17 protein-coding genes and 1 pseudogene are annotated in these 18,728 nt (G+C 72.3%); 15 read left to right on the top strand and 3 right to left on the bottom strand.

What is annotated here, in order from left to right; genetic code table 11:
* Positions 1–158 precede the first annotated feature (158 nt).
* The 9 genes and pseudogenes from lepB (ABZ497_RS22630) (at position 159) to ABZ497_RS22590 (ending at position 8,977) form a co-directional block, all read left to right on the top strand.
* On the top strand, positions 159–1,160 hold the full coding sequence (gene lepB / locus ABZ497_RS22630) for a signal peptidase I (protein WP_359807849.1): 1,002 nt from the start codon (positions 159–161) through the stop codon (positions 1,158–1,160).
* 145 nt (positions 1,161–1,305) lie between these two features.
* Positions 1,306–2,061: a signal peptidase I gene (gene lepB, locus ABZ497_RS22625; protein WP_359807847.1), complete on the top strand. Its 756-nt coding sequence runs from the start codon at positions 1,306–1,308 to the stop codon at positions 2,059–2,061.
* A 199-nt stretch (positions 2,062–2,260) separates the two neighbouring features.
* Entirely contained in the window at positions 2,261–2,734 is a 474-nt protein-coding gene (locus ABZ497_RS22620) for an NUDIX domain-containing protein (protein WP_359807845.1), read from the top strand.
* Positions 2,735–2,789: 55 nt separating this feature from the next.
* A complete protein-coding gene (locus ABZ497_RS22615) occupies positions 2,790–3,116 on the top strand; it encodes a DUF2469 domain-containing protein (RefSeq protein ID WP_030056781.1) in 327 nt (108 codons plus the stop codon).
* A gap of 417 nt (positions 3,117–3,533) precedes the next feature.
* Positions 3,534–3,968 (top strand): YraN family protein, encoded by a 435-nt coding sequence (locus ABZ497_RS22610; protein WP_359807895.1) that lies wholly within the window; start codon positions 3,534–3,536, stop codon positions 3,966–3,968.
* A 1-nt stretch (position 3,969) separates the two neighbouring features.
* Positions 3,970–5,691, top strand: coding sequence for a YifB family Mg chelatase-like AAA ATPase (locus ABZ497_RS22605; protein ID WP_359807844.1), 1,722 nt, complete (start codon positions 3,970–3,972; stop codon positions 5,689–5,691).
* Between the two features lie 2 nt (positions 5,692–5,693).
* Positions 5,694–6,863, top strand: coding sequence for a DNA-processing protein DprA (dprA, locus tag ABZ497_RS22600; protein WP_359807842.1), 1,170 nt, complete (start codon positions 5,694–5,696; stop codon positions 6,861–6,863).
* Positions 6,864–7,482: 619 nt separating this feature from the next.
* Positions 7,483–8,232: pseudogene (gene whiG / locus ABZ497_RS22595) on the top strand (RNA polymerase sigma factor WhiG); the annotation flags it as partial.
* Positions 8,233–8,404: 172 nt separating this feature from the next.
* Positions 8,405–8,977, top strand: coding sequence for a helix-turn-helix domain-containing protein (locus ABZ497_RS22590; protein WP_352291695.1), 573 nt, complete (start codon positions 8,405–8,407; stop codon positions 8,975–8,977).
* A 37-nt stretch (positions 8,978–9,014) separates the two neighbouring features.
* Here the strand turns inward: ABZ497_RS22590 and ABZ497_RS22585 are convergent, their stop codons facing one another.
* Positions 9,015–9,428, bottom strand: a complete 414-nt coding sequence (locus ABZ497_RS22585; RefSeq protein WP_359807841.1) for a M23 family metallopeptidase — start codon at positions 9,426–9,428, stop codon at positions 9,015–9,017.
* Between the two features lie 1,051 nt (positions 9,429–10,479).
* Between ABZ497_RS22585 and rpsB the strand changes: the two genes are divergently transcribed.
* The 6 genes from rpsB to rlmN all read left to right on the top strand — a co-directional run bounded on the left by rpsB (position 10,480) and on the right by rlmN (position 16,634).
* The gene (rpsB, locus tag ABZ497_RS22580; protein ID WP_329489779.1) at positions 10,480–11,403 is read left to right on the top strand and encodes a 30S ribosomal protein S2; all 924 of its coding nucleotides are present in this window, start codon (positions 10,480–10,482) and stop codon (positions 11,401–11,403) included.
* Between the two features lie 129 nt (positions 11,404–11,532).
* Positions 11,533–12,372 (top strand): translation elongation factor Ts, encoded by an 840-nt coding sequence (gene tsf / locus ABZ497_RS22575; RefSeq protein WP_329489780.1) that lies wholly within the window; start codon positions 11,533–11,535, stop codon positions 12,370–12,372.
* Positions 12,373–12,634: 262 nt separating this feature from the next.
* The gene (pyrH, locus tag ABZ497_RS22570) at positions 12,635–13,399 is read left to right on the top strand and encodes a UMP kinase (protein ID WP_329489781.1); all 765 of its coding nucleotides are present in this window, start codon (positions 12,635–12,637) and stop codon (positions 13,397–13,399) included.
* A 127-nt stretch (positions 13,400–13,526) separates the two neighbouring features.
* A complete protein-coding gene (gene frr / locus ABZ497_RS22565) occupies positions 13,527–14,084 on the top strand; it encodes a ribosome recycling factor (RefSeq protein WP_329489782.1) in 558 nt (185 codons plus the stop codon).
* The gene (locus ABZ497_RS22560) at positions 14,084–15,421 is read left to right on the top strand and encodes a phosphatidate cytidylyltransferase (RefSeq protein WP_359807838.1); all 1,338 of its coding nucleotides are present in this window, start codon (positions 14,084–14,086) and stop codon (positions 15,419–15,421) included. Before frr ends, ABZ497_RS22560 begins: the two co-directional genes overlap by 1 nt.
* Before the next feature lie 112 nt (positions 15,422–15,533).
* Complete coding sequence (gene rlmN, locus ABZ497_RS22555) at positions 15,534–16,634, top strand: 23S rRNA (adenine(2503)-C(2))-methyltransferase RlmN (RefSeq protein WP_329489784.1); 1,101 nt, start codon at positions 15,534–15,536, stop codon at positions 16,632–16,634.
* Positions 16,635–16,683: 49 nt separating this feature from the next.
* Here rlmN and ABZ497_RS22550 read toward each other — a convergent pair whose 3' ends face one another.
* Together ABZ497_RS22550 and ABZ497_RS22545 are read right to left on the bottom strand one after the other, a co-directional pair.
* Positions 16,684–17,835 (bottom strand): hypothetical protein, encoded by a 1,152-nt coding sequence (locus ABZ497_RS22550; RefSeq protein ID WP_352291669.1) that lies wholly within the window; start codon positions 17,833–17,835, stop codon positions 16,684–16,686.
* A 27-nt stretch (positions 17,836–17,862) separates the two neighbouring features.
* A complete protein-coding gene (locus tag ABZ497_RS22545; RefSeq protein WP_359807836.1) occupies positions 17,863–18,657 on the bottom strand; it encodes an ABC transporter ATP-binding protein in 795 nt (264 codons plus the stop codon).
* Between the last annotated feature and the right edge of the window lie 71 nt (positions 18,658–18,728).

Below are 18,728 nucleotides of genomic sequence, written 5' to 3'. Positions count from 1 at the left end.
TACGCGACAACGGCCGCGTCCGGAGGCTGGGCCGGTGTCAGGTGTCCCCGAAGAGGGCGGCCCTGGGGCCGGGGCACGGTCGATGGTGGAGGTAGTGCCCGCTGTGCGGCACTGTGAGCGCGGACGCGCAGGCGTCCGCACAGCTGGGAGGAGACGTTGTGGGGGATTTGGTGATCGGCGCCCGCTCAGGCGCCGGAGAGCCCGAGGGCTCCGGTCATCGGGCGGAACGGTCGACGGAGTCCGCGGTGTCTTCGAGTTCCGCGGAGGACGCGGCGGTTCAGTCCGCGGACGAGCAGGGCAGTGGTGCGGGCGACGGTTCCGACGCCCGGGACGACGTGAGCTCTGACGGCGGGTCGGAGGAGAAGGCCGGCGGCAAGGAGCACAAGCAGCGCTCGTTCTGGAAGGAACTGCCGATTCTGATCGGCATCGCGCTGGTCCTGGCGCTGGTGATCAAGACTTTCTTCGTCCAGGCGTTCTCCATTCCGTCGGAGTCGATGCAGAACACGCTTCAGGTCGGCGACCGCGTCCTGGTGGACAAGCTGACCCCGTGGTTCGGAGCCGAGCCCGAGCGGGGCGAGGTCGTGGTGTTCCACGACCCGGGCGGCTGGCTGGCGGACGAGCCCACCAAGCAGAGCGACAACTCCTTCGTGCGGGGGGTGCAGGACGTGCTCAGCTTCGTCGGCCTGATGCCCTCCGAGAACGAGAAGGACCTGATCAAGCGGGTCATCGCGGTCGGTGGGGACACCGTCGAGTGCGAGGGCGAGGGGCCGGTCAAGGTCAACGGGATCGCTCTCAACGAGCCGTACGTGTTCCCCGGTAACACCCCCTGCGGGACGAAGCCCTTCGGCCCGGTGAAGGTGCCGGACGGCCGGATCTGGGTGATGGGTGACCACCGCGCGGACTCGCTGGACTCCCGCTTCCACATGGACCAGCCGGGTGGCGGCACCGTTCCGGTGGACGAGGTCATCGGACGGGCTTTCGTGGTGGCCTGGCCGATCAACCACTGGTCGACGCTGCCGGTGCCGGACACCTTCGACCAGAAGGGTCTGGCGGCGGCCGTGCCGTTCGTTCCGCCCGTGGCCGGCGCGGTCGGCGCGGTCGGCCTGCTTCCGCTGGCGCGCCGGCTGAAGGGCCGGTCGGAACGCGCGAAGCGGTCCTGACCACCACCGGGTCGCCCCCGGGTCTTGCGCGGGCCGTGGTACCGACGAGTAATCTGCTCGGACGTGCCACGGCCCGCCGGGTTTTCCGCCTGTGGCCCCGGCGTGCCATGAGCGGTCCCGGGTCAGGCAGGGGTGGATGGTTTCGATGAGCAGTGTCGCGACACCGACGGCGGACCGCCCGCCCGCGCCCGGACGGTCCCGGCCCAAGCCGGCCGCGGTGCTGCAGGGCGTGCTGATCGGGCTCGGTCTGGTCCTGCTGGTCGGCGGCTTCGTGGTCATGGCGCTGGACTACCGGCCGTACGGCATTCCGACCGGCTCGATGACCCCGACGCTCAAGGTCGGGGACACCGTCGTCGCCCGGCAGATCGACGGCAAGGACGTCGGCCGGGGTGACGTCGTGGTCTTCCGCGACCAGGCGTGGGGCGGTGAACTCATGGTCAAGCGCGTGGTCGCGGTCGGCGGGGACACCGTGGCGACCACCGGGGACGACCAACGGCTGACCGTCAACGGCAAGCCGGTGGAAGAGCCGTACCTGGAGGCGCAGGGCCCGCAGGGGAGCGCGTTCAGCGTGGACGTGCCTCCTGGCCGGCTCTTTCTGCTGGGAGACAACCGGCAGGGGTCGCTCGACTCCCGCCTCCACCTGGAGGTCGACGGCGGCACGATCCCCGCCACCGAGGTGGAGGCCCGGGTGGAGGCCACCGTCCTGCCCTTCGGCCGGACGGGTCTGTTCGCCCGCACCACCGCCTTCGACGCGCTCGGTGGGCCGAAGGCCGGCGAGCCGGGACCGTTGGAGCCGGCCTTCTACGCCACCGTTGTAGGCGCGGCGATGATCGTCGTGACCTGTGGGGTGAGCGGGGCGGCCGGTGCGGCCCGCCGGCTGGGACGCCGCCGCGACGCTTGACGGGTGCCACGGCCGCTGCTCCGGCGGGCGCCGCCGCCCCGGTCGGCGGCGCAGCCTCAGTTCGAGTCGGCGCCGACGGCCGCGCGACCGCCGGTGACCGTGGCCCGATCGCTCTGCCGAACATCGCCCCGGCAGGTCCTGCCGGGTGGCAGGATCGAGGGGATCGGCCCGACGAACGAGGGGAGGGGGGAGGGCGGCGATGATGGCGAAGCACCGCAAGGCTTCACGGATCCTGCTGTTGGACGGGCAGGACCGCCTGCTTCTCTTCCGGGGCTCGGATCCGGTGGTGCCGGACGTCACCTGGTGGTTCACCCCCGGAGGAGGCCTGGAACCGGGGGAGAGCATTCGCGAGGCGGCGGTGCGCGAGCTCGCCGAGGAGACGGGGCTGCGGGGCGTGGACCTGGGGCCCGTGGTGGCGTACGACACGGTTTCGTACTCCTTTCGGGAGCAGCGCTACGAACAGGAGCAGTGGTTCCACCTGGCCCGGACCGTGGAGACGGTGCTCGATCATTCGAGGATGGGCAGGGACGAGCACGCCGAACTGCTCGCGGCACGCTGGTGGACGGTCGAGGAGCTGGGGGAGACCGCCGAAACGATCTATCCGATCGGGCTGGCGGACTTCGTGGGGCGACTGCTGGCCGAGGGGCCGCCAGTCACGCCGGTAAGGCTCTGAGGGTGAGTGCGGTGGTCCACAATGGGTGGACGTGACAAGTTGAGGGGACGCCTGGATGAGTGCCGAAGATCTCGAGAAGTACGAGACCGAGATGGAGCTCAAGCTCTACCGGGAGTACCGGGACGTCGTCGGCCTGTTCAAGTACGTGATTGAGACCGAGCGACGCTTCTACCTCACCAACGACTACGAGCTGCAGGTGCACTCGGTCCAGGGCGAGGTCTTCTTCGAGGTGTCGATGGCGGATGCGTGGGTCTGGGACATGTACCGGCCGGCCCGGTTCGTCCGTAAGGTCCGGGTGCTGACCTTCAAGGACGTGAACATCGAGGAGCTCGCGAAGAGCGATCTGGAGCTGCCCTCGGACGAGTCCGGGTTCGGGAACTGACGTTGGACCGCTCGGTCCCGCGGTGTCCAGGGGAATTTCGACTTTCCCGGGATTCTCACTCCTGCGAGTGACAGAAGTTATCCACAGGCCCGGGTTATCCACAGGAAATAGCAACCCTCTGGCCCTGTCCCGGGTCGCACGGAAACCTCCGCGTCGGAGGTGGTCACCGTGCAGGACACCAAGCGCACCACGCGTAAGCAGAGTGAGACGCCCAAGGCCCGACCGAGTGGGCAGGCCCGGCGCAGGGCGGCGAGGGCGCCGGAGGAGTACCAGGCGGAGCTGTCCGGGCTCGGAAACGGGCCAGCTCCGCCGCGCACGGAGCAGGCCGACCCGGAGAAGGCCGGTCCTGAGCGAGCCGGTCCTGAGCGAGCCGTTCCCGAGCAGGCCGGTCCTGAGCGGGGCGGTCCGGGGAAGGCCCTGTCGGGGCGCGGCACGAACAACGGGCTGGGCCGTTATGGGGAGCGGGTCGCCGCCCGGCGGCTCGCCGAGAGCGGCCTCAGGATCCTGGACCGCAACTGGCGCTGCGTCGAGGGTGAGCTGGACATCGTCGCCCTCGACGGCGACACCCTGGCCGTCTGTGAGGTGAAGACCCGCTCCGAGCGGGGATTCCAGCAGCCGAGCGAGGCCATCGACCGAGCCAAGGCCGCCCGACTCCAGCGATTGGCGGAGCGCTGGGTGGCGGAGCGCTGGCCCGGCCACTTCGCCAGGTTGGCCGGTCCCGGGTACAGCCCCGCGCCGGCGGACCCGCAGTGGCCGCCCGTGCCGCCCGGCGGCGTCCGGATCGACCTCGTGGCCGTCATCAACCGGGCCCGGGGTGCCGCCTCGGTGGACCACCTGAGGGGGGTGGTCTGAGATGGCCTTCGCCCGTACCTGTTCCGTCGCGCTGGTCGGCGTCGACGGTGTGATCGTCGAGGTCCAGGCCGATCTGGAGCCCGGAGTCGCCGCCTTCACCCTGGTCGGTCTGCCCGACAAAGCCCTCTCCGAGGCCCGCGACCGGGTGCGCGCGGCCCTGGTGAACAGCGGCGAGGTCTGGCCGCAGCGAAAGCTCACCGTCGGACTCAGCCCCGCCTCGGTACCGAAGAGCGGCAGCGGCTTCGACCTCGCGGTGGCCTGCGCCGTCCTCGCCGCCGCTGAGCGCTTGGATCCGTCCTCCATCGCCGAACTGCTGATCATCGGCGAGCTGGGGCTCGACGGGCGGGTGCGCCCGGTACGCGGCATCCTGCCGTCGGTGCTCGCCGCCGCCGACGCCGGTTACCAGCGGGTCGTGGTGGCCGAACAGACTGCCGCCGAGGCCTCCCTGGTCCCGGGCGTGACCGTCATCGGCGTGCGCAGCCTGCGGCAGCTCGTCGCCGTCCTGACCGGCGCACCCGAGCCGGAGGAGCCGCCCGACCCGATCAGCGGCCGCCCGGATCCCCTGATGGCCGGGCTGATGCTCCCCACCGCAGGGGTGCGCGGACTGCCCGACGACCGGGCCGCCCGGCTGGACCTGGCGGACGTCGCCGGCCAGTACGAGGCCCGACGCGCCCTGGAGATCGCCGCCGCCGGTGGTCACCACCTGTACTTGAAAGGTCCACCGGGCGCGGGCAAGACCATGTTGGCGGAGCGGCTCCCGGCGCTGCTGCCGCCACTCACCCAGAAGGAGGCCCTGGAGGTCACCGCCGTGCACTCGGTGGCCGGACTGCTCCCGGCCGGTCGGCCACTGATCGGCTGCGCGCCGTACTGCGCACCGCACCACTCCACCACCATGCCGGCCATCGTCGGCGGCGGCAGTGGCCTGCCCCGACCGGGTGCGGTCTCGCTGGCCCACCGGGGTGTGCTGTTCCTGGACGAGGCGCCGGAGTTCCCGGTCAGGGTGCTCGACGCGCTGCGCCAGCCGCTCGAATCGGGGGAGGTGGTGATCGCCCGATCGGCCGGATCGCTCAGGCTGCCGGCCAGGTTCCTGCTCTGCCTGGCCGCGAATCCCTGCCCCTGCGGGCGGTACTCGCGGCGGGGCGAGGGGTGCGAGTGCACTCCGGCGATGGTCAGCCGGTACCAGGGGCGGCTGTCCGGACCGCTGCTCGACCGGGTCGACCTCCAGGTCCAGGTCGCTCCGGTGACCAGGGTCGAGCTGATGGAGCGGGACACCACGGCGGAGAGCACCGCGACGGTGGCGGCCCGGGTGCTTGCCGCGCGGGAGCGCGCGGCGGCACGGCTGGCGCACACACCGTGGCGGACCAATGCCGAAGTGCCCGGCCATGAGCTGCGGACCCGTTGGCAGCTCGGCCCCAACGCGCTGAACGATGCCGCCCGACAGCTGGAGCGCGGTCTGCTGACCGCCCGCGGCCTGGACCGGGTGCTCAGGGTCGCCTGGACGGTCGCCGATCTCGCCGGGCGCGACCGGCCGGACCAGCGGGACGTACGGACGGCCCTGGTGCTCCGCACCGGTGTGGAGCAGGGGCTGCCGTTGACCGACCGCTCCTTCGGCCGGCTCGGCGGCGAGCCGCTGCCGCCGGCCGGGCCGAAGGGCGACCGGCTGCTCCGTGCCGGTCCACCTGCCGGGACACCCGATCAGCGGCCGAGCGACAAGGAGACCTGAGCATGAACCAGACGATGAACCACCCTCAGCACCCCTCCGAAGCGGGGCGGGAGGCCGAGCTCGAGCGTCTCGCCAGGGCAGCGCTGAGCAGGCTCAGCGAACCGGGTGACGCGGTCCTGGGCCGGTGGCTCACCCAGCTCGACGCCGCCGACGTCGTCCGGGCGATCCGGGACGGCACCGTCCCCGACCATCCGGGCCTGGACGCGGAGCGGCTCGCCGCCTACCGGGCCAGGCTGGTCGACGTCGACCCCGTCGCGGACCTGGAGCGAGTGCGTACGGCCGGTGGGCGCTTCATCATTCCGGGCGACACGGAATGGCCGAGCCAACTCGACGACCTGGGAGCCGGCAGACCGCTCGGGCTCTGGGTGTCCGGGACGGGTTCCCTGCGACTGCTCGCCCTGCGCTCGGTCGCGGTCGTCGGCGCGCGGGCCTGCACGGCCTACGGAGCGCACGTCGCGGGGGAGCTGTCGGCGCAACTGGCCGAACGCGGGTGGGTGGTGGCCTCCGGCGCGGCGTACGGGATCGACGCGGCCGCCCACCGGGGTGCGCTGGCCGTCGGGGGGATGAGCATCGGAGTCCTCGCCTGCGGGGTCGATGTGGCCTACCCGAGGGGCAACGCCCAGTTGATCCGACGGATCGCCTCCCAGGGCCTGCTGCTGAGTGAGCTTCCGCCGGGGGAGCACCCGAACCGGTTCCGGTTCGTGCTGCGCAATCGCGTGATCGCGGCCCTCACTCGAGGGACGGTGGTGGTCGAGGCGGCGTTGCGCAGCGGGGCGCTGAGTACGGCCAGACGCGCCCGGGACCTCAACCGGCACACGATGGGTGTCGCCGGCCCGGTGACGTCGGAGCTCTCGGCCGGAGTGCACGCCCTGATTCGCGGCGGCGCCACGCTGGTCACCGACGCGGCGGAGGTCGCCGAGCTGATCGGCGCGATCGGTGACGACCTCGCGCCCCAGCGCGGCGGGCCGGTGCTGCCGAGGGATCTCCTGGAGCCGGTCGTGGCGAGGGTCCTGGAGGCGGTGCCGGCGACGGCGGAGGGTGCGCCGGTGGAGCGCCTGGCCCGGCAGTCGGGTCTCCCGCCGGACGAAGTGCTCCACCGGCTCTATGAGTTGGGGTCCCTCGGCTTCGTGGAACGGCACGGTGCCCACTGGCGACTGGTGCGTGGCCGGTGACCGATCGGGCGGATCAGGACGAATCGGGAGGCGGCCGGGTGCGCCGCCGTCGGCGGGAGGTGGGGCGGTGAATCGCCGGTCGAGGCATTCACTCCCGCTGCCGGGCCCCGGCGACACGAACGCCACCGGATCGGGGGACGACCGAGTGGCGGTAGCACATTGCAGTGAGTCGGTCACGCTACGCTCGCCATGCCTTCCCTATCAGCACATGACTCGGCAGAACGGCGCAGACCAACGCATGCCCACACACATTCCCGGACACAGAGTGACCGGTGGCGCCCGGTCCTCGGGAGGGCCGCGGACCGAGCGGCGCCCCGTGACCGAGTTCCCGCCCAAGGCGACGGGTGCGATGGGGGCCCTTGCCCGGCAGGGTGGCCGACCGGCGCACACCGGCGCGTACGCCGGTCGGCCGGACGAGCCCGGTCCGCCGGACGCTTCCGAAGCGGCCGGTACGTCCGAGGTGGCTACCGCCCCCGAGGTGGCCGCCGTCCCCAGCCCGGCCCAGGGCCAGGACGCCGCGCCCGTACCCGCGGAGACGTCCACACCCACGGAGGTGCCCGCTCCCGTCGGGACGCCGGCACCACGGCGGGAGTCGGGCGTCGGCTCCGACCGCACGGCGCTGGAAGCGCTCTGGCGCTCCTACAAGGAGACGGGCGACCAGCGATTGCGGGAGCAGCTGATCCTGCACTACTCACCGCTCGTCAAATACGTGGCGGGCCGGGTCGGGGTCGGGCTGCCCTCCAACGTCGAGCAGGCGGACTTCGTCTCCTCGGGTGTCTTCGGGCTGATCGACGCGATCGAGAAGTTCGACATCGATCGGGCCATCAAGTTCGAGACCTACGCGATCAGCCGGATCCGCGGCGCGATCATCGACGAGCTCCGGGCCCTTGACTGGATCCCGCGTTCGGTGCGGCAGAAGGCGAAGGCGGTCGAGCGGACGTACGCGACCCTGGAGGCCCGGCTGCGCCGCACACCGCACGAGCCCGAGGTCGCGGCCGAGATGGGCATCGCGATCGAGGACCTGCACGCCATCTTCAGCCAGCTCTCCCTCGCCAACGTGGTGGCGCTGGACGAACTGCTCCACCCGGTGGGCGAGGGCGGGGACCGGCCGAGCCTGGGCGACACCCTGGAGGACCGCGGCGCGGACAACCCCGTGGAGGTGGCCGAGGACCGGGAGCTGCGCAGACTGCTGGCACAGGCGATCAACACCCTGCCCGAGCGGGAGAAGACCGTCGTGACGCTCTACTACTACGAGGGCCTCACCCTCGCGGAGATCGGCCAGGTGCTGGGGGTGACGGAGAGCCGGGTCAGCCAGATCCACACCAAGTCGGTGCTGCAGTTGCGAGCCAAGCTGTCGGACATCCGGTAGCGGCCCCTTCGGCACCCGATCGTCCAGCAGCTCCGACCCCTTGCGGGCCGCCTGCGGGGTGCTTCCGCCCTGCCGCCGGATCCCCTCCACGCACCCCGTCATGCGCGGCGCCGTATCGGCGGGGTGTAGGGCTCCGTACAGTGGGACAGTGCCGAAGATCCGAGCGGCCACTTTGGCCGAGCACCGACAGCTGCAGCGGGCAGCCCTCCTCGATGCTGCCCGCAGCCTGCTCACCGAGGGGGGAATGGATGCCCTGACCTTCCCCGCGCTCGCGGCGCGCACCGGTCTGGCGCGCTCCTCGGTCTACGAGTACTTCCGTTCCCGCGCCGCCGTGGTCGAGCTGCTCTGCGAGGTCGACTTCCCGCTCTGGGCGGCCGAGATCGAGGCCGGGATGGAGAGCTGCGACACCGCGGCGGCCCGGATCGAGGCCTACGTCCGAGGTCAGCTCGCGCTGGCCGGGGACCCTCGGCACCGGGCGGTGGCGGCGATCTCGGCGCTGGAGCTGGACGAAGCGGCGCGCGAGCGGATCCGGGCGGCCCACGGCAAGCTCGTCGGCCTGGTGGTCCAGGCCCTCCAGGACCTCGGTCACGAGCAGCCGCGGCTGGCTGCCGGGCTGCTCCAGGGAATCGTGGAGGCCGCCGTTCGGCAGGCCGAGCAGCGTCCTACCGGTGGACCGGCCCCGAGCCAGGAAGTGATCGCGGACGCCGCGGTCGCGCTCGCCCTGCACGGCCTGGGCGGGAGCTGACCGAGCCGGTCCCGGCGCTCCCGTCCGTGCACCGGTCTCAGCGCTCCCGTCCGAGCGGGAGCAGTCGGGCCGCACCGGCTCCGAAGATGGCCAGGGGATCGAGGTACCGGTCGCCGCGCAGCAGCCCCCAGTGCAGGCAGTCGTGGCCGGCGCAGTGGACGGCCCCGGGGGTGAGCTGCCCGATCACTTCGCCGGCCGTGACGGTGGTGCCGGTGGCGAGGCTCCCGGTGACCGGCAGATAGGTGGTCCGCAGCGGCGGAGATCCTGAGGCCGGGTGGGTGACGGTGACCACCGGTCGGCCCGCCACCAGGCCGGAGAAGGAGACCACCCCGGGGGCGGCCGACCGGATGTCCGCACCACCCGTGGCGGCGAGATCGACGCCCCGGTGTCCGGCGGCCCATGGTGTGGCCGGTGCCTCGAAGCGCCTGACCAGCCCACCCGGGCCGCCCACCGGCCACACCCGTCCGCCCCCGGAAGTGGCGCCGCCCCCGAGACTGGCACCGGCACCGGCACCGGCACCGCCCCCGGAACTGGCACCGGCACCGGCACCGGCATCCACGGAGTCGCGCGAGCCGTGCCCCGCCGTCTCGGCGGCATGGCCCACCGGCCCCGGCAGAACGGTCAGCAGCAGGGCCGTCACCGTCACAAGCGCGAGCAGCAGCCGGCGGTTGGGTCCGGGCCCCGGCCCGAGTGGCGGGGGCGACGACAAGCCCCCGACCCCGCCGAGGGCGCCGGACGACGCGGTGGTGGACGACGTGATCCCGGACGGCGCGGCGGGGGAGGCGGGCGGAACGAACGGAGTGGCTTCCAGGGCGGTTGTCATGCCGCCGAGGTTCTCCGGGGTACGCGAGCCCGACCAGCCCCACCCCGATTCCTGTGGACAACCGGGCCCTGTGGACAGCCGCCATCCCTCCCACGGGTGACGCGCTCCGAGTGCACCCCCGGCGCGAGCTCCTCCGAGCACGCCCCCTCGCCCCCGCATCCACCCCTGCACGCGGCCCCTCGCCCCCTGCCCCCCGGCCGCCCTACCCCAGCCCGGGCCAGGTCGCCCCGCCGCCCCCGCCGTCCTGCCCCCGTCCACCGCCCCGCCGGCCGTCCCCGGGCGCGGTCCCGTCCACCCTCCCTCCCGCTTCCCGCCCGCCTCCCCACCGACCTCCCGTCCCTGTGGAGTCGCCCGCGGCTCGGCGCTTCCCGTACACTTCACACGCGACCCGGTCCGCCGGGTCGACTTCGCACGCCCCGCCACCGGTGGACGGATGCGGCTCAGCCGCCGCCCCCGCCAGGTGCGAGTGCCGCTCGGTCCGCCGAGCCCGAAGGGTCTCCGGACCACTCGGGCCGAAGCGGCTCGGCACGTTCGGGGCGTCAGGCGTGGCTGTCACCTGACTGTCACGGACAAAACCGAGCCTGACCCGGCCGTACGCAGACGCCGAGCGGGGAGCGCCACCGCGCGACCCACCACGTCGACTGCGCGGAGCCGGGCGCAACACCTTAGGAGTACGGCTATGGCCGTCGTCACGATGCGGGAGCTGCTGGAGAGCGGCGTCCACTTCGGTCACCAGACCCGCCGCTGGAACCCGAAGATGAAGCGCTTCATCATCACGGAGCGCAACGGCATCTACATCATCGACCTCCTGCAGTCGCTGAACTACATCGACCGCGCCTTCGAGTTCATCAAGGAGACCGTTGCCCACGGCGGCAGCGTCCTCTTCGTCGGCACGAAGAAGCAGGCCCAGGAGGCCATCGCCGAGCAGGCCACCCGCGTGGGCATGCCCTACGTGAACCAGCGCTGGCTCGGCGGCATGCTGACCAACTTCCAGACCGTCTACAAGCGCCTTCAGCGGATGAAGGAGCTCGGCGAGATCGACTTCACGGACGTGGCCGGCTCCGGCCTCACCAAGAAGGAGCTCCTGGTTCTGGAGCGCGAGCACACCAAGCTCGAGAAGACCCTCGGCGGTATCCGCGACATGCAGCGCGTTCCCAGCGCCGTCTGGATCGTGGACACCAAGAAGGAGCACATCGCTGTCGGCGAGGCCCGGAAGCTCAACATCCCGGTCGTCGCGATCCTCGACACCAACTGTGACCCCGACGAGGTCGACTACAAGATCCCGGGCAACGACGACGCGATCCGCTCCGTCACCCTGCTGACCCGTGTGATCGCCGACGCCGTCGCCGAGGGCCTCAAGTCCCGCGCGGGTGTCGCCAAGGGCGACGCGAAGGCCGAGCCGGGCGCCGACCAGCCGCTGGCCGACTGGGAGAAGGACCTCATCGAGGGCGAGAAGAAGGCTGAGGAGGCTCCGGCCGCCGACGCCGACGCCGCCACCGAGGCCCCCGCCGCCGAGGCTGCTGCCGAGGTCGAGGCCCCCGCCGCCGAGGCCCCCGTCGCCGAGGCCGCGGCCGCCGACGAGGCTCCGGCCGAGCAGGCCTGACGTACCAAGGGTGAGGGGCACTCGCCGGTACGACACCGGTAAGTGCCCCTCTCTCCCGTGCCGGGACCGAACCAGCGGTCCCGGCACAACCCCACGCAGACACGCGAGACGCGAGAAGAGATTCACACCATGGCGAACTTCACCGCCGCGGACGTCAAGAAGCTCCGTGAGCTCACCGGCGCCGGCATGATGGACTGCAAGAAGGCTCTGGACGAGGCCGAGGGCAACGTCGACAAGGCCGTCGAGCTGCTGCGCATCAAGGGCCAGAAGGGCGTCGCCAAGCGCGAGGGCCGTGACGCCTCCAACGGCGCCGTCGCCGCGCTGATCGCCGAGGACAAGAAGTCCGGCGTTCTGGTCGAGATCAACTGCGAGACCGACTTCGTCGCCAAGGGTGACAACTTCGTGCAGGTCGCCGACGCGATCGCCGCCCACGTCGCCGCGTCCGCTCCGGCCGACCTGGACGCCGCGCTGGCTTCCGAGATCGAGCCCGGCAAGACCGTCCAGCAGTTCGTGGACGAGGCCAACGCCACCCTGGGCGAGAAGATCGTCTTCCGACGCTTCGCCCAGTTCGCGGGTGACGGCTTCGTCGCGGTCTACCTCCACAAGACCAGCCCCGACCTCCCGCCGGCCGTCGGCGTCCTGGTCGAGCTGGACAAGGAGAACGCCGAGGTCGCCAAGGACGTCGCGCAGCACATCGCCGCCTTCGCGCCGAAGTACCTCTCCCGCGAGGACATCCCGGCCGAGGACATCGAGAACGAGCGTCGCGTCGCCGAGGCCACCGCGCGCGAGGAGGGCAAGCCCGAGGCTGCCCTGCCGAAGATCGTCGAGGGTCGCGTCACCGGCTTCGTGAAGGAGTTCTCCGTCCTGGAGCAGGCCTTCGCGAAGGACAACAAGAAGACCGTCGCCAAGGTCCTCGAGGAGAACGGCGTCGCCCTCAAGCGCTTCGCCCGCTTCCGCGTCGGCGCCTGAGCCACGTTCCACCGGACTCCCGGCACGTTTAGGCTGGGAACCGCCCCCGCCCGCTGACCAGGGCGGGAGGGACGCGCCGAACGGGCTCACCCAGCGTCATCCGTCTATGGGCGGGCCGCGTCGGCACCATGAACGACGAGGAGGCCATTGCCGTGCAGGACACCGTACCGGTTCCCGCGGCAGTGGCCTCCTCGCGTGTACGCGCAGGTCGGGGATCCGCACACCCGCGCCTGTGAACCAGTAGGTGTAGAAGGAGAAGTCCATGCAGGAGACGCAGGAGACCGCGCAGGACCCCCAGGCCGGCTCGCCCCGCCGGGTGCTGCTGAAGCTGTCCGGTGAGGCTTTCGCCGGTGGCGGCGGGCTCGGCGTCGACCCGGACGTCGTGCACGCGATCGCCCGTGAGATCGCCACGGTCGTCCGCGCCGGTACCGAGGTCGCGGTGGTCATCGGTGGTGGCAACTTCTTCCGCGGCGCCGAACTCCAGGTGCGCGGCATGGACCGGGCCCGCTCCGACTACATGGGCATGCTCGGCACCGTGATGAACTGCCTGGCGCTGCAGGACTTCCTGGTCAAGGAGGGCATCGAGACCCGGGTCCAGACCGCGATCACCATGGGCCAGGTCGCCGAGCCGTACCTGCCGCTGCGCGCCGTCCGGCACCTGGAGAAGGGCCGTGTGGTGATCTTCGGCGCCGGTATGGGCATGCCCTACTTCTCCACCGACACCACGGCCGTCCAGCGTGCGCTGGAGATCCACGCGGACGTGCTGCTGATGGGCAAGAACGGCGTGGACGGCGTCTACGACTCCGACCCCCGGACCAACCCGGACGCGGTCAAGTTCGACGCGCTGGAGTACTCCGAGGTCATCGCGCGCGACCTCAAGGTCGCCGACCTCACCGCGATCACGCTGTGCAAGGACAACAACCTCCCGATGCTCGTCTTCGAGCTGCTGGCGGAGGGCAATATCGCGCGTGCGGTGAAGAGTGAGAAGATCGGCACACTCATCAGCCAGGATTCTGTCCGGGCCTGAGCAGCAATCAGCCGTACGGGACGGCGTCGCTACGCCGGCACCGCGTTCGGCGGCCGCCACACCGCGACCGGCTTCGACACCGACACCGGTCGGGACAACAGCAGATGAACCGGACAGGGAGTACACAGTGATCGAAGAGACCCTCCTCGAGGCCGAGGAGAAGATGGAGAAGGCCGTCGAGGTCGCCAAGAACGACTTCGCCGCCATCCGGACCGGCCGTGCGCACCCGGCGATGTTCGCCAAGATCGTGGCCGAGTACTACGGCGCCGTGACGCCGATCAACCAGCTGGCCTCGTTCTCCGTGCCGGAGCCGCGGATGGCCATCGTCTCGCCGTTCGACAAGACCGCGCTGAAGGCCATCGAGCAGGCGATCCGCGACTCCGACCTCGGCGTCAACCCGTCCAACGACGGGTCCATCATCCGGGTGGTGCTCCCCGAGCTCACCGAGGAGCGTCGCCGCGACTACATCAAGGTCGCCCGCGGCAAGGGCGAGGACGCGAAGGTCTCGATCCGTTCCGTGCGCCGCAAGGCCAAGGACGGCATCGACAAGCTGGTCAAGGACGGCGAGATCGGCGAGGACGACGGCCGTCGCGCCGAGAAGGAGCTCGACGACACCACGGCCAAGTACGTGGCCGCCGTCGACGAGCTGCTGAAGCACAAGGAAGCCGAGCTGCTCGAAGTCTGATGAACGACGCCCCTGACGCCCCTGGCTACTGGGGCCCATCCGATCAGCAGCACCAGCAGTACCAGCCGCACCCCCCGTACCGGCCGGCGCACGCGCCGCAGCCGGCCGCACCGGGCGCTGCGGGTGACCCCGGCCACCGAACGGGTCACTCGCAGCAGCCTCCGGTGTACTGGGGCGGTGACGCGGAGGAGACTCAGGTCATGCCCCCCGTGCCGGCCGACCCAGGGCCCGACCCCGCCGAGGGGCCGACCCGGGAGGCCGGTCGGCTGAGCGGACCGCTGTTCCGGGACGAGCAGCCCCGGACGGCGGTGCCGGGCGCGGCGGAGACGGTCGTGCTGCGCGCGATCACCGACGAGACCGCCCCGGCTCCCGGCCGCGGCGGCCCGCCGTACCCGGGCGTCCCGGCGTACTCCGCGCCGCCGCAGAGCCACCCGGCGGCCGGGCAGCCCCACCCTGTGCCGTTGTCCCACCCAGGGCAGGAGACACCCGTGGCCCAGCCCGCTCCGCAGCCGCAGCCCCGCAAGCAGCGCGGCGGTCGCAACCTCCAGGCCGCGATAGGCGTGGGCGTCGGCCTCGGCGCGGTGATCATCGCCTCGCTGTTCGTGGTGAAGGCGCTGTTCCTGTTCGTGGTGATGGCGGCCGTGTCGGTCGGGATCTGGGAGCTGACCAGCCGGCTGGCCGAGCGCAAGCAGATCAAGGCGCCACTGGTCCCGCTGGTCGCGGGCGGCATCGCGATGATCGCCACCGGGTACTGGGCCGGCGTCCAGTGGGCGGCGGCCTCGCTGGCGCTGACCGGCCTGGCGGTGATGGTCTGGCGGATGGCCGAACCGCCGGAGAACTACCTGCGGGACATAACGGCGGGCATCTTCACCGCGTTCTACGTGCCGTTCCTGGCCACCTTCGTGGCGATGATGCTGGCGGCGGACGACGGCCCGCAGCGGATCGTGCTGTTCCTGATCGTCACCGTCTGCAGCGACACCGGCGCCTACGCGGTGGGCTACAAGTTCGGCAAGAACAAGCTCGCCCCGACGATCAGCCCGGGCAAGACCCGTGAGGGCCTGGCCGGCGGCATCGGCCTGTCGATGCTGGCGGGCGCGCTGCTGATGGAGCTGATCATCGACGGCGGCAGCTGGTGGCAGGGCCTGATCCTGGGCGGCTGCGCGGCGGTCGTGGCGACCCTGGGGGACCTGGGCGAGTCGATGATCAAGCGTGACCTCGGCATCAAGGACATGGGCACGCTGCTGCCCGGCCACGGCGGCATCATGGACCGGCTGGACTCGCTCCTGCCGACCGCCCCGGTGGTCTGGCTGCTGCTGGCGGCCTTCGTCGGCAGCTGAGCCGGCCGGGCGGATCCGAACGGTGGGAGCCGTCGAGGGGCTCCGGACGCCTGGCGTCCGGAGCCCCTCGGCCGTCTGGCGAGGTCCGAACGTCTGCGACACTGGATGAACCATGCCTAAGCCCGGAGAACTCACCTTTGTCGCGCCGCGTGGCGCCAAGCCCCCGCGACACCTCGCCGACCTGAGCCCCGTCGAGCGCAAGGAGGCCGTCGCCGAGCTGGGCGAGCAGCCGTTCCGCGCCAAGCAGCTCTCGAACCACTACTTCGGCCGGATGTCGAACGACCCGGCGAGCTGGACGGACATCCCCGCCGCCAGCCGGGAGAAGCTCACCGAGAGTCTGCTGCCCGAGCTGATGTCGGTGGTCCGGCACGTGTCGTGCGACGACGACAACACCCGCAAGACGCTCTGGAAGCTGTTCGACGGCACGCTCGTCGAGTCGGTGCTGATGCGCTACCCGGACCGGGTCACCATGTGCATCAGCTCGCAGGCGGGCTGCGGCATGAACTGCCCGTTCTGCGCGACCGGCCAGGCCGGGCTGACGCGCAACCTCTCCACCGCCGAGATCGTCGAGCAGATCGCGGCCGGGATGCGCGCGCTCAAGGAGGGCGAGATCCCGGGCGGTGAGGCCCGCCTCTCCAACGTGGTCTTCATGGGCATGGGCGAGCCGCTGGCGAACTACAACCGCGTGCTGGCCTCGATCCGCCGGCTCACCGACCCTGCGCCGGACGGCTTCGGCCTCTCCCAGCGCGGCATCACCGTCTCCACCGTGGGCCTGGTGCCGGCGATGAACCGCCTCGCGGACGAGGGCCTCTCCTGCCGCCTCGCGCTGTCGCTGCACGCCCCGGACGACGAACTGCGCGACGAGCTGGTGCCGGTCAACACCCGGTGGAAGGTCGCCGAGGTGCTGGACGCGGCGTGGAACTACGCGGAGAAGTCGGGTCGCCGGATCTCCATCGAGTACGCGCTGATCAAGGACATCAACGACCAGGCGTGGCGGGCGGACCTGCTCGGCCGGCTGATCAAGAACCACCGGGTGCACGTCAACCTGATCCCGCTGAACCCGACGCCGGGTTCCAAGTGGACGGCCTCCCGGCCCGAGGACGAGCGCGAGTTCGTCCGGCGGCTGCAGGCGCACGGCGTGCCCACCACCGTCCGTGACACCCGCGGCCAGGAGATCGACGGCGCCTGCGGCCAGCTCGCCGCGGCGGGCTGAGACACCGGGCCGGCCCCGCCGGGCCCGCCGGCCCGGTGCGCGCGCCGGTTCAGCGCAGACCGGCGGCCGCCAGCGCGGCGGTCAGCCCGCCGGTGACCAGCAGCACGGTGCCGACCGCGAGGGTCCGCAGAGCCACCGCACCGAACAGCAACCGGGGCGGGGTGCCGATTCGCAGCAAGGCGTCGGCGACGTCCCGGCGGGCGGTGCGGAGCTCGGCCAGCCGGGACACCACGGCGGCCACCGCGCAGCCCAGCACCAGACAGGCCTCGACGGCGGGCAGGGTGTCGGCGCTGCCGGGCACCCCGATCCAGTAGCGGATGGTGGTGAGCACCACCGCGACCGCCAGGGTGAGCACGGCCAGCGGCGGGCCGAGCCGGCGGGCCTGCGCGGTCAGCCCCCGTCCGGCGAGCAGCCGCAGCGGGGTCGGCCGGCCGACGGCCAGCAGCGTTCCGGTCCAGGACAGCAGCGGGCCGGTGAGCAGGGCGAGCCCGACGGCGCTCGCCGCCCAGCCGCCCAGCGCGGCGGTGCTGGTGGAGCCGAGCCCGGCCGGCAGGTGGATCGGGCGGCCGTCGGCGGCGGCGCCGGGACGCAGCGCGATGAGTTCCAGGGCGAGGCCGATCACGGCCAGTCCGACCGGCAGGGCGATCCGCAGGGGGCCGAAGCCGGTCGGTACGGGCTGCCGCCTGCCGGGCAGGGTCTCGGCGATCGGCACCGCGGCGGCCGCCGCGATCCCCGCGGTGAGCGGGACCAGGGCGATCAGCGTGACGGGCGCGGCGGCCGGTAGCGGAAGGCCCATGCCGACCTCGGGGGCGAGCGAGGGCCCGGCGATGTCGTTGCGCAGGACCAGGAAGAGCAGCAGGGTCAGCGCGGAGCCGAGGGTGCAGGCGAGCGCGATCTCGCCGGCGATCAGGGTCCGGATCCGGGCGGAGCCGGCGCCTGCCGCGGTGAGGCCGGTGATCCGTTCGGGGCGCCGGGCCGGTACCGCGCGGGCGGCCACGGCGGCGAACCAGGCGACCGCGGCGAGTGGGGGCAGGCACCAGAGCAGCCGGGCGACGGCGTCGGCGCCGCCCGCCGGGTCGCTCATCGCCCGGCCGAGGGCGCGCAGCAGGAACGCGGCGACGACCGCGCCGGCCAGCGCGGTGAGCAGCCAGCGGCCGAGGTCGGGCACCCGGTAGCCCCGGGCCAGACGGAGATAGAACACGTCGACTCTTTCAGCGGCGGGGCGGCGTCATCGGCGCGTGGCCGACACGGTGGACGCTCCGGTGGCTCCCGGCGCGGCGGCGGTTCCGGCGGTTCCGGCGATTCCGGCCGGTCCGGGGGTGCCGCGCGGGACGGGGGCGGCGGGGGCGGCCAGCCGTCCGTCGACGAGTGCGACGGCGCGGTCCGCGTACCGGACGAGCTCGGGGTCGTGGGTGGCCAGGACGAGGGTGAGCTGGTGCGAGCGGGCCGCGCTGGTCAGTATCCGCAGGATCTGGTCGGCGGCCTCGCGGTGCAGCGGCGCGGTCGGGTCGTCGGCGAAGACGACCGGGGGCAGCGGGGCGAGCGCGCGGGCGACGGCGATCCGCTGGCGCTGGCTCTGGATCAGCCGGTCGGGCCGCAGCCGGGCGATGTCGCCGATGTCGAGCCGCTCCAGCCACTCGGTGGCGGCGGTGTACGCGGCCTTGTTGCCGGCGCCGGCCAGCAGCAGGGGCAGGGCGACGTTCTCCCGGGCGGTCAGCTCGGGCACCAGGTGCGGTTCGGAGCCGACGAAGCCGAAGCGGTCGCGGCGCAGCCGTTCGCGGCCGGCCCGGCCGAGGGTGTGGACGGGGGCGCTGTTGAACCAGACCTCCCCCTCGTCGACCGGGATGAGGGCGGAGAGACAGCCGAGCAGGGTGCTCTTGCCGGAGCCGCGCGGGCCGGTGACCGCCAGCACCTCGCCGTCCCGGACGCCGAGCGAGATGCCGCGCAGGGCGGGGGTGCCGTGATGGGACTTGACGATCCCCCGGGCCCACAGCACGTCGTTGTCAGGCGGGGCCGCTGACATGAGGTTCCATCCTGGGTGGCCGCAGGGATATGACAGTCGTCAGATTAGAACGACCGGGGCCCGGCGCGGTG

The organism is Kitasatospora sp. NPDC005751 (genome assembly GCF_040630835.1).
Lineage (GTDB): Bacteria > Actinomycetota > Actinomycetes > Streptomycetales > Streptomycetaceae > Kitasatospora.
The sequence above is the reverse complement of the archived record's forward strand: the minus strand, read 5'-3'. Positions and strand labels throughout refer to the sequence as shown.

Coding starts and splice junctions, on each gene's coding strand:
- lepB (WP_359807847.1), top strand. CDS start 1,306: ATGAGCAGTGTCGCGACACCGACGGCGGACCGCCCGCCCGCGCCCGGA.
- ABZ497_RS22620 (WP_359807845.1), top strand. CDS start 2,261: ATGATGGCGAAGCACCGCAAGGCTTCACGGATCCTGCTGTTGGACGGG.
- ABZ497_RS22615 (WP_030056781.1), top strand. CDS start 2,790: ATGAGTGCCGAAGATCTCGAGAAGTACGAGACCGAGATGGAGCTCAAG.
- ABZ497_RS22605 (WP_359807844.1), top strand. CDS start 3,970: ATGGCCTTCGCCCGTACCTGTTCCGTCGCGCTGGTCGGCGTCGACGGT.
- dprA (WP_359807842.1), top strand. CDS start 5,694: ATGAACCAGACGATGAACCACCCTCAGCACCCCTCCGAAGCGGGGCGG.
- rpsB (WP_329489779.1), top strand. CDS start 10,480: ATGGCCGTCGTCACGATGCGGGAGCTGCTGGAGAGCGGCGTCCACTTC.
- tsf (WP_329489780.1), top strand. CDS start 11,533: ATGGCGAACTTCACCGCCGCGGACGTCAAGAAGCTCCGTGAGCTCACC.
- pyrH (WP_329489781.1), top strand. CDS start 12,635: ATGCAGGAGACGCAGGAGACCGCGCAGGACCCCCAGGCCGGCTCGCCC.
- ABZ497_RS22560 (WP_359807838.1), top strand. CDS start 14,084: ATGAACGACGCCCCTGACGCCCCTGGCTACTGGGGCCCATCCGATCAG.
- rlmN (WP_329489784.1), top strand. CDS start 15,534: ATGCCTAAGCCCGGAGAACTCACCTTTGTCGCGCCGCGTGGCGCCAAG.
- ABZ497_RS22545 (WP_359807836.1), bottom strand. CDS start 18,657: ATGTCAGCGGCCCCGCCTGACAACGACGTGCTGTGGGCCCGGGGGATC.